Origin of the sequence: Brevibacterium sp. LE-L (genome assembly GCF_050214925.1) — a bacterium.
In the GTDB taxonomy this organism is placed as follows: Bacteria; Actinomycetota; Actinomycetes; order Actinomycetales; family Brevibacteriaceae; genus Brevibacterium.
The window spans coordinates 2,349,552-2,363,693 of the sequence record NZ_CP189759.1; the positions used below are offsets into that span (position 1 = coordinate 2,349,552).

General features: G+C 64.2%; 12 protein-coding genes. 4 read left to right on the forward strand and 8 right to left on the reverse strand.

Annotated features, from left to right (window positions below; all coding sequences use genetic code 11):
• Nucleotides 1-85 precede the first annotated feature (85 nt).
• The 6 genes from ACQE2J_RS10485 to ACQE2J_RS10510 form a co-directional block, all read right to left on the reverse strand.
• A complete protein-coding gene (locus ACQE2J_RS10485) occupies nt 86-487 on the reverse strand; it encodes a cytochrome c oxidase subunit 4 (protein WP_426936290.1) in 402 nt (133 codons plus the stop codon).
• Complete coding sequence (gene ctaD, locus ACQE2J_RS10490; RefSeq protein ID WP_426936291.1) at nt 484-2,181, reverse strand: cytochrome c oxidase subunit I; 1,698 nt, start codon at nt 2,179-2,181, stop codon at nt 484-486. Before ctaD ends, ACQE2J_RS10485 begins: the two co-directional genes overlap by 4 nt.
• On the reverse strand, nt 2,178-3,050 hold the full coding sequence (gene coxB / locus ACQE2J_RS10495) for an aa3-type cytochrome oxidase subunit II (RefSeq protein ID WP_135542340.1): 873 nt from the start codon (nt 3,048-3,050) through the stop codon (nt 2,178-2,180). The genes ctaD and coxB overlap by 4 nt, the downstream gene beginning before the upstream one ends.
• Before the next feature lie 110 nt (nt 3,051-3,160).
• Complete coding sequence (aat, locus tag ACQE2J_RS10500) at nt 3,161-3,838, reverse strand: leucyl/phenylalanyl-tRNA--protein transferase (protein WP_135542342.1); 678 nt, start codon at nt 3,836-3,838, stop codon at nt 3,161-3,163.
• A gap of 32 nt (nt 3,839-3,870) precedes the next feature.
• The gene (locus tag ACQE2J_RS10505; RefSeq protein ID WP_135542344.1) at nt 3,871-4,224 is read right to left on the reverse strand and encodes a HesB/IscA family protein; all 354 of its coding nucleotides are present in this window, start codon (nt 4,222-4,224) and stop codon (nt 3,871-3,873) included.
• Nucleotides 4,225-4,303: 79 nt separating this feature from the next.
• On the reverse strand, nt 4,304-5,680 hold the full coding sequence (locus ACQE2J_RS10510; protein ID WP_426936292.1) for a dipeptidase: 1,377 nt from the start codon (nt 5,678-5,680) through the stop codon (nt 4,304-4,306).
• Nucleotides 5,681-5,703: 23 nt separating this feature from the next.
• Here ACQE2J_RS10510 and ACQE2J_RS10515 point away from each other — a divergent pair, with 23 nt between their 5' ends.
• Nucleotides 5,704-6,315, forward strand: coding sequence for a DUF3043 domain-containing protein (locus tag ACQE2J_RS10515; protein ID WP_425120066.1), 612 nt, complete (start codon nt 5,704-5,706; stop codon nt 6,313-6,315).
• Here the strand turns inward: ACQE2J_RS10515 and ACQE2J_RS10520 are convergent.
• Nucleotides 6,290-7,396 (reverse strand): quinone-dependent dihydroorotate dehydrogenase, encoded by a 1,107-nt coding sequence (locus ACQE2J_RS10520; protein ID WP_425120065.1) that lies wholly within the window; start codon nt 7,394-7,396, stop codon nt 6,290-6,292. The genes ACQE2J_RS10515 and ACQE2J_RS10520 overlap by 26 nt on opposite strands.
• Nucleotides 7,397-7,493: 97 nt before the next feature.
• Between ACQE2J_RS10520 and ACQE2J_RS10525 the strand changes: the two genes are divergently transcribed.
• From ACQE2J_RS10525 to sucB, 3 genes are all read left to right on the forward strand, one after another.
• Entirely contained in the window at nt 7,494-8,969 is a 1,476-nt protein-coding gene (locus ACQE2J_RS10525) for a leucyl aminopeptidase (RefSeq protein ID WP_426936293.1), read from the forward strand.
• Nucleotides 8,970-9,122: 153 nt separating this feature from the next.
• Nucleotides 9,123-10,511 (forward strand): dihydrolipoyl dehydrogenase, encoded by a 1,389-nt coding sequence (gene lpdA, locus ACQE2J_RS10530; RefSeq protein WP_135542354.1) that lies wholly within the window; start codon nt 9,123-9,125, stop codon nt 10,509-10,511.
• A gap of 21 nt (nt 10,512-10,532) precedes the next feature.
• Nucleotides 10,533-12,392: a 2-oxoglutarate dehydrogenase, E2 component, dihydrolipoamide succinyltransferase gene (gene sucB, locus ACQE2J_RS10535; protein ID WP_425120062.1), complete on the forward strand. Its 1,860-nt coding sequence runs from the start codon at nt 10,533-10,535 to the stop codon at nt 12,390-12,392.
• Nucleotides 12,393-12,486: 94 nt separating this feature from the next.
• Here the strand turns inward: sucB and ACQE2J_RS10540 are convergent, their stop codons facing one another.
• Nucleotides 12,487-13,995, reverse strand: a complete 1,509-nt coding sequence (locus ACQE2J_RS10540; protein WP_426936294.1) for a hypothetical protein — start codon at nt 13,993-13,995, stop codon at nt 12,487-12,489.
• Nucleotides 13,996-14,142: the final 147 nt, after the last annotated feature.

Genomic DNA, 14,142 nt, shown 5'->3' on the forward strand with positions numbered 1-14,142 from the left:
CAGACGCTGTGAATGGCACTGTGGCCCGAACTCTTATGAGTTCGGGCCACAGTGTGCGGCTGAGTACATCACGCCGGAGCTCAGATCAGTGGGCGAAGTCCCCACGATCGTGTTCGTAGGACAGGCCCACGAGTGCGATGATGCCGAGCAGAGCACCGAACGGGAAGATCCACCAACCCATGGCGATTCCATAGAACGCAATGGCAGCGGCACCCGCACACGCAATCGGCCACCAGCTCCACGGGCTGAAGAACCCGTAGTCGGCATCCGCATCCGAGATCTCGGCATCTTCGTGGTCCTGGGGCTGACGACCGACACGGCGGTCCGTCAGCCACAGGTAGATACCGATCATTCCTGACATGCCGCCGGTGAGCAGCAGGGCCGGGAACCCGACCATCTCGCCCCAGTCGGTGGCGAATCCGTAGACCACGGATACGGCGAAGAAGAACACCGCGTTGACGAGGAAGACTACGATCGAAGATTTCATTTGACGGAACCTCCAATCAGCTGTTCCTCAGAGGAGTTGTGACCTGCGTATTCGAGCAGCTCCGGATGGTTGAGGTCGAAGGCAGGACGCTCAGAGCGGATCCGCGGCAGCGAGGTGAAGTTGTGACGCGGGGGCGGGCACGAGGTCGCCCATTCGAGCGATGCTCCGTAGCCCCACGGGTCGTCGACCGTGACCTTCGGTGCGTTGCGCGAGGTGATCCACACGTTCCAGAAGAACGGAACCATGGACAGACCCAGCAGCAGCGAGCCGACCGTCGACACCTGGTTCATCCAGGTGAAGCCGTCCTGCGGCAGGTAGTCGGCGTAACGACGGGGCATGCCGTCGACACCGAGCCAGTGCTGGACGAGGAACGTGCCGTGGAAGCCGACGAACAGCATCCAGAAGTGGATGTGTCCGAGCTTCTCGTTGAGCATCTTGCCTGTCCACTTCGGCCACCAGAAGTAGAACCCGGCGAACATCGCGAAGACGACGGTGCCGAAGACGACGTAGTGGAAGTGGGCGACGATGAAATAGGTGTCCGAGATCTGCTGGTCCAAAGCGGGGCTGGCCATGATGACACCGGTGAGACCACCGAAGAGGAACGTGGCCAGGAAGCCGATCGACCACACGATGGGTGTCTCGAAGGTGATCGAGCCTCTCCACATCGTGCCGATCCAGTTGAAGAACTTCACACCCGTGGGAATCGCGATGAGCATCGTCATGAACGCGAAGAACGGCAGGGCCACAACACCGGTGACGTACATATGGTGAGCCCACACGGTCACCGACAGCGCCGCAATGGCGATCGTGGCGAACACGAGCTCCTTGTAGCCGAACACGGGTTTGCGGCTGAAGACCGGGAAGATCTCGGTCACGATGCCGAAGAACGGCAACGCGATCACATACACCTCGGGGTGGCCGAAGAACCAGAACAGGTGCTGCCACAGAATCGGGCCCCCGTTGCCCGGACTGAACACATGCGAGCCCAAAATTCTGTCAGCACCGAGGACCAGCAGAGCAGCAGCCAGCGGCTGGAAGGCCATGAGCACGAGGATGCCGGTGATCAGAGTGTTCCAGGTGAAGATCGGCATCCGGAACATCGTCATCCCCGGTGCACGCATCGTGATGACGGTGGTGATGAAGTTGACCGAGCCGAGGATGGTGCCGAAGCCCTGCAGCCCCAGGCCGAGGACCCACAGATTGCCTCCGACGCCGGGAGTGAACGTCGTGTTGTTCAGTGGAGCGTAGGCAGTCCACCCGAAGGCCGCAGCCCCTTGCGGGGTGAGGAAGCCCGACAGCGCGATCAGCGAACCGAAGAGGAACATCCAGAACGCGAAAGCGTTCAGCCGCGGGAATGCCACATCCGGGGCACCGATCTGCAACGGCATGATGACATTGGCGAACCCCGCGAACAACGGTGTCCCGAACATCAGCAGCATCAGGGTGCCGTGCATGGTGAACAGCTGGTTGTACTGTTCCTTGGTCTCGACGATCTGCATTCCGGGCTCGAAGAGCTCGAGGCGGATGATCAGCGCCATCACCCCGCCGATGCAGAAGAATGAAAACGACGCGATCAGATACATGTATCCGATCGTCTTGTGGTCCGTCGACGTGATCCAATCGACTATTGCCTTGCCCTTGCTCCGTGGAACCACTGGAGCGTCAAGGGCCGCCTGATCCATCGTGGCGGTCATTGTTCAGCACCTTCTTTCGGGTACCAGTTGCGATCGTACTCCGGTCCCAGCTGGCCTGTGTTGCCCTGATCGGCAAGAGACTTCGTATAGTCGGCGAACTCTTCCTTCGACACGACCTTGACGTTGAAAAGCATCTCAGAGTGGTACTCGCCGCACAGCTCGGCACACTTGCCGACGTACTCGCCTTCCTTCTCGGCACGCAGATGCAGGCTCTGGTCGTGGCCGGGGATCATATCGCGCTTCTCGAGGAAGGCGGGAACCCAGAAGGAATGGAGGACGTCGCGGGAGTGCAGGCGGATCTCCAGGTCGGTGTCGACCGGGAGGTAGAGCACGGGAGCCGTTTCCTCCGGCGCCTCGGTGCCGTCGAGTTCGACCTGTGTTCCGGCGTAGTAGACGTCCTCGGTCTCGTAGTTGAAGTCCCAGGCCCACTGTTTGGCTGCGACCTCGATGACCTGCTCGCCGGGAGTCGTATCATCGGTCGTCTGCTCCATGACCTGGACGTTCTGGAAGAAGAACCCGAGGACGAGGACGACCGGTGTCACCGTGAAGAGGATTTCGATCGGCATGCTGTAGCGCATCTGGACCGGCAGTCCACGATCGTGCTTGCGACGACGGTACGCGACCATCGCCCACAGGATGAGGCCCCACACGATGAGACCCACCAGCAGAAGGGCGATCCAGGCGCCGTTCCACAGTGCTGTGTAGGCGTCCGTGTGGTTCGTCGCGCCCTTCGATTCGACGGGAAGGAATCCTGTGGCGATCTGCTCTTTCGTGCAACCCGATAGCAACGCCGGTATCAATACGGCGCTCAGAATGCCGAGCCGCTTCGCCCAGGACCGCTGCGGTCCTGACTGATTCGGAGAATCCACGTGCAGCCTTTCACAACGTTCTTTCGTCTCTGGTCAGGCCGAGAGACGAGTACTTACTCTGTCGAGTCTAAGACTACCGCTACAGACGGTAGAAATTCACCTGCAGATGTTCATTTGTTGAGAATATGCTGACAGAGATCGCCGCGGAGCGCGGAATCTAGCCGTGCCGAGTACTCGAGACCACTGAGCTCCGACACGCCGAGGCTCTGCAGATGTGATGTCTGCCACTGAGTGTCGATGAGCCACTCCCCCGGCTCCGGCGGGATGTTCGCCGTGGCAGCTGGTGCGTTGCTGGTGGTCACGTCGACCCCGTCGAAGAGACCGACAAGGTAGACCAGAGCTGCTTTCGAGGCGTCCCTGGCGGTGTGGAACATCGATTCGCCGGCGAAGAACGATCCGATCGCCACGCCATAGAGCCCTCCGACGAGTTCGTCCTCGGCCCAGACCTCGACCGAATGCGCCCACCCGTCCCTGTGCAATCCGCAGTAGAGGGAGATGATCTCCTCGGTGATCCAGGTTCCCGACCGGTTCGGATCGGCGCAGGCGCGCATGACCTGCTCGAAGGCGCGATCAGTGCTGTAGGTGAAGTGCTTCATCGATTTGCGCAGACTCTTCGTCACCCTCAGGTCGCCGGGCAGGAGCACTCCGCGCCGCCGCGGCGCCCACCAACCCATGCGACCGGTGCCCTGTGCGCCGACCCCCATCGGGAACAGTCCGGCCCGATACGACAAAAGGACCTGGGGCTGCGTGGCCGTGAACGACACGGCACGCAGATCCTCCAGGTCCATGAGAAGCGGTCCTCCTCGTCAGCGACAGCAGATCAGTGGAACGAATCTCCGCAGGCGCAGGATCCGCCGGCATTCGGGTTGTCGATGGTGAAGCCCTGCTTCTCGATGGTATCGGCGAAATCGATGGTCGAACCGCTGAGGTAGGGAACGCTCATCCGGTCGACGATGACCTCGACGCCGTCGAAGTTACGCACCGCGTCACCGTCGAGGTAGCGCTCGTCGAAGTAGAGCTGGTAGATCAGCCCGGAGCAGCCGCCGGGCTGGACAGCCACGCGCAGGCGCAGGTCATCGCGACCTTCCTGTTCGAGCAGGCTGCGGACCTTGTCGGCAGCGGTGGACGACAGCTCGACCTCGTGGGTGGCCTCGGCTTTTTCAGTCACAGTCATGGTTACTCCTTCTCACGTTCCTGTCCCCAGGCTACACCGCAAACAACGTCCCCGGCGCGGATCCTATTCCCCGGCGCGCTCATCGCGTCGGTGCCAGCCGCTGCAGCAGCAGCGCCTCGGCGACGATCGCGGCCTTGAAGTCGGGCAGGTAGAGCGATTCATTGGCACTGTGGGCCCTGGCATCGGGGTCTTCGACACCGGTGACGAGAATCGACGCGTCCGGGAAGATTTCGAGCAGATCGGCGATGAAGGGAATCGAACCGCCGATGCCCATCGTCACCGACTCAGTCCCCCACGCGTCTGTGAGGGCCCGCCGGGCAGTCTGGACGACGGGATCGGATTCATCTGCCTGCCACGGGCTGCCGCCCTCGGTCTCGCCGATGCTCAGCTGCGCGCCGAAGGGCAGGTTCGCTCGGAGGTGCTTCTCCACGGCCCTCACCGCCGAGGCGGGGGTGTTTCCGGGTGCCAGGCGGATCGAGAGTTTGGCCCGGAGCGAGGACTGCAGAGTATTCGAGGACACGGCCACACCCGGGATGTCGAGGCCGATGACGGTGATGGCCGGCTGCGTCCACAGCCGCGAGGCGAGTGTGCCGGCTCCGATGAGCGTCGTGCTGTCCAAGACTCCCGAGTCGGCGCGCAGGGTCGCCTCGTCGTAGTCGATGTCGGTCCCGTGCTCTGAGTGGAGGCCCGAGACTGCGACCGATCCGTTCTCATCGTGCAGGCTGGCGAGCACCTTGGTCATCGCGAGCATCGCATCCGGTGCGACGCCGCCGTACATGCCCGAGTGGACTGCGTGATCGAGGGTGGAGACTTCGAACTCGATCGCGCACATTCCGCGCAGGCTCGTCGTCAGCGCGGGGACTCCCGCGGCCCAGTTGCCGGAGTCGGCGACGACGATGACATCGGCGCGCAGGCGTTCCCGGTAGGTCTCGAGGAAATTGCGGAAACTCGGGCTGCCCGCTTCCTCTTCCCCTTCGAAGAAGAGTGTGGCGCCGACGCCGAGGCGGTCGGCCAGCAGACGCAGAGCAGTGAGGTGGACCATGATGCCGGCTTTGTCATCGGCCGCACCGCGGCCGAAGAGACGATCTCCGCTGCGGGTGGCGACGAAGGGCTCCGTGTCCCAGTCCTCGTCGCGTCCGGGCGGCTGCACATCGTGGTGAGCGTAGAGCAGGACGGTCGGAGCCCCTTCGGGCGCGGGAATCGATGCGACGACTGCGGGGTAGCCGTCGGTGCCGTCGGACTGCGGCGCGGTGAGGATCTCGGCTTCCAGGCCGAGGTCCCGTGCCAAGCCCGCCACCGCCTCGGCGCTGGCGGTGACATTGGCGGCGTCGAAGCTCGGCCAGGCCACGGAGGGAATGGCCACCAGACCCGTGAGATCGTTGAGGACCTCGTCGAAGATGGCGTCCAATTCGGCATGCAATTGTGCACTGTCAAGTGCTGAAGTCGATTCGCTCATTCTCCAAAGGTAGTATTCATCAGGTGTTCGGAAGTAAAAAATCTCGTGCCGAGGACAAAACCTCCGCCTCTCAGCCAGTCCATGACGACAACTCCGCAGAAGCCGACGCTCGGCGCGATGCGGAGGCGAAGAAGGGACGGCCCACGCCCAAGCGCAGTCAGCAGGAGTCCGCGCGCCGTCAGCCCTTGGTGAACAAGGATCGCAAGGTTGCGAACAAGAAGGCCAAGGAGCAGCAGCGCCAGGACCGCGATCGTGCACGCATCGGAATGATGAATGGTGAGGAGAAGTACCTCACCCGCCGCGACAAGGGTCCCCAGCGCCGCTACATCCGCAACTACATCGATGCCCGTTTCTCGGTCGGGGAGATCTTCATCCCCGCCGCGATCCTCATCCTCGTCATTGCCTTCACGCAGCCGGTGCAGATCCAGCAGTACTTCACCTACGCGGTGTGGGGGCTCATCGCACTCATCATCCTCGATGCGTTCGTGCTCAACTACATCCTCAAGAATCGGCTGCGCAACAAGTTCGGTTCGGTTGAACGCGGCATCACCTTCTACGCGGTCATGCGCAGCATCCAGCTGCGGCCCCTGCGCATGCCCAAGCCTCAGGTCAAGCGCCGCCAGTACCCCGAGTGAGCAGACGAGTCGACTCGAGGCCGCGGATGACGCGGCCGGGGAAGAACGGTCCGGAGTAGATCATCTCCGAGTAGACCTGGACCAGATCGGCGCCCGCGGCCACTCGTGCCCGGGCGTCTTCGGCATCCGCGATTCCCCCGACGGAGATGACCGTGAGGCTATCGCCCACATGCTCCTTTACCAGGCGCAGCACCTCGAAGGAACGTTCGGCCAGCGGGCGACCGGAGATTCCGCCGGCTTGAACCTCGGCGAACGGGGCCTCCTGCCCGCCCAGCACGGATCGGTCGATCGTCGTGTTCGTCGTGATGAGGCCGTCGACTCCGGAGCGCAAGGCGAGCTCGCAGATCTCGGCAACGTCGTCATCGGCGAGGTCGGGGGCGATCTTGACCAGCAGCGGCACGTGACCGAGCGTCGAACGCGGCGCCGCCACCACCTCAGCGGCGGTGTCACGGACTGCGGTGATGATCGGTTCGAGGCTGCTCACTGACTGCAGATCCCGCAGTCCCGGGGTGTTCGGCGAGCTGACATTGATGACGAGGTAGTCGGCCAGAGGGGCCAGCACTCGAGTCGACGCCGCATAGTCGGCGACCGCATCGGCCGCCTCGACGATCTTCGTCTTCCCGATGTTGACTCCGACGATCGGACGCAGGCCAGGTGGGAGCGCGTCGATCCTCTTCCGCTCCTCGGCGATGTTGAACGAAGCCTGCCGCGCACCGTCGTTGTTGAAGCCCATGCGGTTGAGCAGCGCGAGATTCTCCCGCAGCCGGAACAGGCGCGGACGATCGTTGCCGGGCTGCGCATGGGCGGTGATCGTTCCGACCTCGATATGACCGAAGCCCAGGGCGGACATGGCCCGCACCCCGACCCCGTTCTTATCGAATCCGGCGGCCAGGCCCACTCGGTTGGGGAACGGCAGGCCCAATACCGATACGGGGCGGACGGTTCGGCGCGCACAGACAAAGCGCAGAACACGGCCGAGCAGCGGAACACGGTCGAGTGCACGCAGTGCGGAGAACGAGAGATGATGGGCCCGTTCGGCATCCATCGGTGCGAAGAGAAGTCTGAAGATCAATGAGTACACATCCCCAGAATATGTCACAGTCACCCGCCGCTTCCGCATCCCGCGTTGTTTGGCATTAGGATCGAATCAACGTTCAAAGACGACTGAAAGGGAACTCATGGCTGGTGCATCCACCCCAAGCAGCTACTCCACGACCTCACCGGTGAAGGCCACCGCCTCCGTGCTGGTGCTGGGCGCCGCGGATTCGACGGTCCTCGCGCTCGAAGGAGCAAAGGCCGCGCGGACCGCGCTCGACGAGGCTGCGAAGGCCATCGGGTTCACCGGAAAGGCCGGTTCCACCGCTCGGATTCCCTCGCCGAAGGGCGTCGCTGCGGACTCCGTGGTGCTCGTCGGCCTCGGCGACTTCGACGCCGCCACCGAGGACGTCGCCGCCACTCTTGAGGCACTGCGCCGAGGCGCCGGTGCGGCGCTGCGCGCACTCGACGGCGTCGACTCGGTCGCCCTGGCTCTGCCGGCGGCCACCCCCGCCGAAGTCGAAGCCGTCACCGTGGGCGCCGGGCTCGGTGCCTACCGTTTCCTCGACTACCGCAGCGAAGGCGAAGCCCCGGGCGAAGTCAGCGTCATCGGGCCCAAGGGCAAAACGTTCGCCGCCGCCCATGACGCCGGAACCGCGATCGCGGCCGCGACGAATCGTGCCCGTGACCTCGTCAACACTCCGCCCCTGGACCTCTACCCCGAGTCCTACGCCGAGATCGTCAAGACGCAGGCCAAGGAACGCAGACTCAAAGTCACCGTCCTCGGCGACAAGGAACTCAAGGCCGGGGGCTACGGCGGCATCATCGGCGTCGGACAGGGCTCGACCCGCGGCCCCCGTCTCGTCAAGGTCGAATACGCGCCGAAGGGTGCCAAGCGCCATCTCAGCTTCGTCGGCAAGGGCATCACCTTCGACTCCGGCGGAATCTCGCTCAAGCCGGCCAAGAGCATGGAGGACATGAAGTCCGACATGGCCGGTTCGGCCGCCGTCGTGCAGGCACTGTTCGGCATCGCCGACCTCGGACTGCCCGTGCGTGTGACCGCCTGGCTGCCGATGGCCGAGAACATGCCCGGCTCCTCAGCACAGAGGCCCAGCGATGTGCTGACCATGCGCAGCGGCAAGACGGTCGAAGTCACGAACACCGATGCCGAGGGCCGCCTCGTCCTCGCCGATGCACTCACCGACGCCGACGCCGAGAACCCCGACCTGCTCATCGACGTCGCCACTCTCACCGGCGCCCAGATCGTCGCCCTCGGCGAACGCACCTCGGGGGTCATGGGATCGACGACGGCGCGGGAAGAGGTCATCGCCTCGGCAGGCGTGGCCGGTGAGAACATGTGGGCGATGCCGATTCCGGAGGAGATGCTCTCGGGCTTCGACTCCACCTCGGCGGACCTCACGAACTCGGGGCCGCGACCCGGCGGCATGCTCGCTGCGGCCGCGTTCCTGCGCGAGTTCGTCGGCGACGGCACCGAATGGGCGCACATCGATATCGCCGGGCCCAGCTTCAACGGCTCGGCACCCTTCGGATACACCCCGAAGGCGGCGACCGGAGCGGCGGTGCGCACGCTCATCGAAATCGCGAAGTCGGAGGGCTGAACAACGAAGTTCTACACGCTGTCGAGGTCAACGTGATGATCCCCACCTGTGTCCAATCAGACAGCGTTTCCTTTCGCCCCGAGCGAGAAAAGTGGAAAGATAAGACAGAAAGCTGCTTAGCGCAGGCTTATTCACAGCTACGAGGAGTAATCCGTGAGTGATTCATTGACCTACGACCTTGTCGTTCTGGGCGGCGGAACCGGCGGTTATGCCGCTGCTCTGCGAGCCGCAGAACTCGACATGAAGGTCGCTTTGATCGAACGCGACAAGGTAGGCGGCACCTGCCTCCACCGTGGCTGCGTGCCGACGAAGGCCCTTCTGCATGCCGCAGAGGTCGCCGACTCCGCCAAGAACTCCGAAGCATTCGGCATCGAAGCCGAGTTCAAGGGCATCGACATCAACAAGGTGCTCGAGTACAAGGACGGAGTCATCACCCGCAACTACAAAGGGCTGCAGGGCCTGGTCAAGGCTCGCGGAATCGACACGTACTTCGGCACCGGCAAGCTCGTCGGCAAGGGCTCCGTCCAGGTCAGCGGCGAAGACGGCAACCACACCGTCACGGGCACGAACGTTCTGCTCTCGACCGGTTCGACTTCGAAGACCATCGGACTCGAGCTCACCGATCGCGTGATCACGAGCACCGAGGCTCTCGAACTGGACAAGGTGCCGAACTCGGCCATCGTCCTCGGCGGCGGCGTCATCGGCGTCGAGTTCGCCAGCGTCTGGAACTCCTTCGGCGCCGACGTCACGATCGTCGAGGGTCTCAAGCACCTCGTCGCGAACGAAGACGAGACGATCTCGAAGAACCTCGAACGCGCCTTCAAGAAGCGCAAGATCAAGTTCAAGCTCGGCACCATGTTCAAGGGTGTCGAGGAGACCGCTGACGGGGTCAAGGTCACGCTCGAAGACGGATCGACTCTGGAAGCCGAATACCTCCTCGTGGCCGTGGGCCGCGGTCCCGTGACCGAGGGCTTCGGATTCGAAGAGCAGGGCATTCCGATGGAGCGCGGATTCGTCCTCGCCAACGAACGTCTCCACACCGGCGTCGGCAACATCTACGCCTGCGGCGATATCGTGCCCGGCCTGCAGCTGGCCCACCGCGCCTTCGGCCAGGGCATCTTCATCGCCGAGGAGATTGCGGGCCTGAACCCGGTGCCCGTGCTCGAATCGGGCATCCCCCGCGTCACCTACTGCGAACCGGAGATCTTCTCCGTCGGGCTCTCCTCGGCTCAGGCCGAGGAGAAGTACGGCAAGGACCAGGTCGAATCGCTCGAGTACAACCTCGGCGGCAACGGCAAATCCGTCATCCTGGGAACCACCGGACTCATCAAGGTCATCCGCGAGAAGGACGGTCCGGTCGTCGGTGTCCACGGCATCGGCGCGCGCCTGTCCGAGCAGGCCGGTGAAGCTCAGCTCATCGTCAATTGGGAAGCATTCCCCGAGGAAGTCGCACAGCTCATCCATGCTCACCCGACGCAGAACGAAGCTCTCGGCGAAGCTCACCTGGCTCTGGCCGGCAAACCCCTGCACTTCCACTCATAAGATCCGAGGAGACGAAAACTCATGTCGAATTCCGTTCAGATGCCGGCTCTCGGAGAGTCGGTCACCGAGGGCACAGTCACCCGTTGGCTCAAGTCCGTCGGCGACGAGGTCGAAGTAGACGAGCCCCTGCTCGAAGTGTCGACCGACAAGGTCGACACCGAGATCCCCAGCCCGTACGCGGGCACACTGGAGAAGATCCTCGCCGATGAAGACGACGTCGTCGAGGTCGGCGGAGATCTCGCCTACATCGGCGACGGCAGCGGATCGTCCTCCGACGATTCCGCTCCGGCTGCCGAAGAAGCTCCCGCCGAAGAGCCCGAAGAGGACTCGGCCCCCGCCGAGGACTCGACTCCCGCCGAAGACGAGAGCACGGACAAGGAACCGGCCGCCGAGACCGCACCGGCTGCACAGTCCGAAGGCTCAGGTGAAGGCACCGAAATCACGATGCCGGCGCTCGGCGAATCCGTCACCGAAGGCACCGTGACCCGCTGGCTCAAGGAAGTCGGCGACGAGATCGAGGTCGACGAGCCGCTGCTCGAGGTCTCCACCGACAAGGTTGACACCGAGGTGCCCTCCCCCGTCGCCGGAATCGTCCAGGCACATCTGGCCGAAGAGGACGAGACCGTCGAGGTCGGCGCACCCCTGGCACGTGTCGGAACCGGAGCACCTGCGGAAGAGGCTCCCGCCGAGGAGGCCCCGAAGGACGAGGCGCCCGCCGAGGAAGCTCCCCAGCAGGAAGAACCTGCCGAGGAAGCCCCCAAGCAGGAAACCTCCGCCGAGGAAGCCCCCAAGCAGGAGGCGCCCGCACAGGAGGCCCCGAAGCAGGAGTCGGCGCCCAAGCCGGCACAGGCACCCTCCGCCCAGACTGCTTCGGCAGCGCAGGCCGAGGAACCGGTCGAGGCCGCGACGCAGGCTCCTGCTGCAGCGGACACGGTCGGTGAGAACGCCGCCTATGTCACTCCGCTCGTGCGTCGTCTGGCACGCGAGAAGGGCGTCGATCTCTCGCAGGTCACCGGCACCGGCGTCGGCGGTCGCATCCGCAAACAGGACGTCGAGACCGCGGCCAAGAACGGACCCACGGCACCTGCCGCTGCCGCCGCACCATCCGGTGCGCCGAAGGCACCGTTCAAGGTCGAGATCCCCGAGGAGGTCGCGAAGCTGCGCGGCACCACGGAGAAGGCCTCGCGGATCCGCCAGACCATTGCGAAGAGGATGAGCGAGTCCCTCGAGGTCTCTGCTCAGCTCACGCAGGTCGTCGAAGTCGACATGTCTCGCATCGTCAAGCTGCGCAAGGCGAACAAGGAAGCCTTCCAGTCCAAGCACGGCTCGAAGCTGACCTACCTGCCGTTCTTCGCCAAGGCCATCGTCGAAGCGCTTCAGGTGCACCCGAAGGTCAACGCGCAGTACGATCTCGAGTCGCAGCAGATCACCTACTTCGATCACGAGCATCTCGCCGTCGCCGTGGATACCCCACGCGGTCTGCTGGTGCCGGTGGTCAAGGATGCCGGTGACCTCAGCGTCGCTGGTCTGGCCAAGGCCATCGATGATGTCGCCGACCGGACCCGCAACAACAAGATCATGCCGGACGAGCTCTCGGGCGGCACGTTCACCGTGACCAACATCGGTTCCGTGGGGGCGCTGTTCGATACGCCGATCATCAACCAGCCGCAGATGGGCATCCTCGGCACGGGTGCCATCGTCCGTCGCCCCATCGCCGTGCAGACGGCCGACGGTGACGAGTCGATCGCCATCCGCGACATGGTGTATCTGCCGTTGACCTACAACCACCAGCTGGTCGACGGTGCGGATGCGGGTCGTTTCCTGCAGACCATCAAGGCACGTCTGGAAGAGGGCAACTTCGAGGCCGACCTCGACCTCTGAGGCTGCGGTCTTCCGCACACCCTGAAGAGGGGCCGACCATCCGTGGTCGGCCCCTCGGGTCATTCATGACCAGGTTGCAGTCCTGCCGCGATCATCAGTGCTGTCCGACTGCCGTCTCGGTGACCTGTTCGACCCGCCAGCGGCCGTCAAGGCGTTTGAGTTCGAATTCGACCGACAGCATCCCGAAGTCCTCGGTCTCGCTGCCGCTTCCCGCGCTGGAGTGCATCTGCGCCGAGGCGACGATCCTGTTCGCATCGGCATCGATGATCTCCACCCCATCGACTGCGATGGAATAGTCGGAGCCGATGAACCGGGAAGGATCGATGAGCTCATCGGCGGCTGCGGCGGCCGATCCCGGCACAGTCAGCACTCGCAGGGCCGCCTCGTCCCCATCGCTGAGCGCCTGAGCACGGTCGGCGCAGAGTCGCGAGAGAACGTGTGCCACCTCCTCAGCGCTGAGCTCTGCCGTATCGCCCGACACGGTCTGGGAGTTCGGGGCAGTCCTCCGCCAATCGAGTTCACCGGCCGTCCACGACTGCCAGACGAGGAGACCACCGACGAGAGTGAGGCACGCGGCCGCGGCGACCAGCCAGTGTCCTCGGCCTGCTCCCCTGAGACGATGCAGCCAGGTTCTCAACAACCCGCGAAACCGTCCGGCCGCCTGTCCGAGCGCGGAGGATCCGGGGCCCCGACGGCGCGAGCGCTGACGCCCCCTCAGGGACCGTCGGCTGGCCGCACGCAGGGTTTCAGCGGCTGAGCCCGGGGCGGACACGGTCCGTGCTGCGTGAGTCTGAGTCGAATCAGCGGTCCTCGACTCGGTTCCAGTGGCCGGTGAGCCCGTGGCCACCGGCTCACTCGTCCGAGTCGGGAACCTCGTGGCGCTGCGTTCGACCGGCACCGCATCTCGGCCGTATCCGCGACCGAGGGGTTGACCGGCTACAGCACGCAGACGCGCCGTCAGAGCTGCTTCGGGCGCGATTTCCCGATCGGCCGGCACCAGCGGGAGCGGAGCCGGGCTGGCCAGTGACCGCATCGATTCGGCCACTTCGTCGAGTGCCGCAGCCAGCCCGGTGTCGGGACCCGAATCCGCGAGCAGGTCGCCGACGACGGCCCGCAGCGCCTGTGACGAATCAGCCAGCGCAAGATTGACCGGCAACAGGCATTCGGCCCACGGACGGCCGCAGCCGGCGTGGTAGAGCATCTCCCCCACGGCACGCCGCGGTGACGTCTCCAAGGGCACCGAGAGACCGGGGATGAGCACCGGACGTCCTGCGGCTTCGAGTGCGAACGCCTTCAGACTCAGCCGCTGTTCGGGACATGAGCAGCCGCGAAGTTCCGTGACGATGCCGAGGAACAGAGTGCACAGCTCGGCATCGGTCAGTCCCTGATATGCGCGCACCACGTCGAGGACGAGGCCGCCGGGCAGAGTGGGGACGAGGAGCAGCGACCGTCGACCGGTCGGCAGTTCCACTTCGGCAGTGCCGAGGGCCTGCGGATCGTCGACATCGAAGGAATCGTTGTCGATCCCCCAAACGGCTTCTCCTGAGGGACCGCTCACACGGTAGACGTCGTCGGAGATCTGTGCCTGAAGCTCCCATGTCATGTTTCGTCATCTCCGTTGATGGCGCTCTATGCTATTTGTGATTATTTAATAGTGATAGCGTCGGCACCTCGATGTCAAGGGTCACATTCCGGGAACCGGGTTTTCGACGGCCCGCGGTCAAATTGAACCCGGGGTGCAAGAGTCATA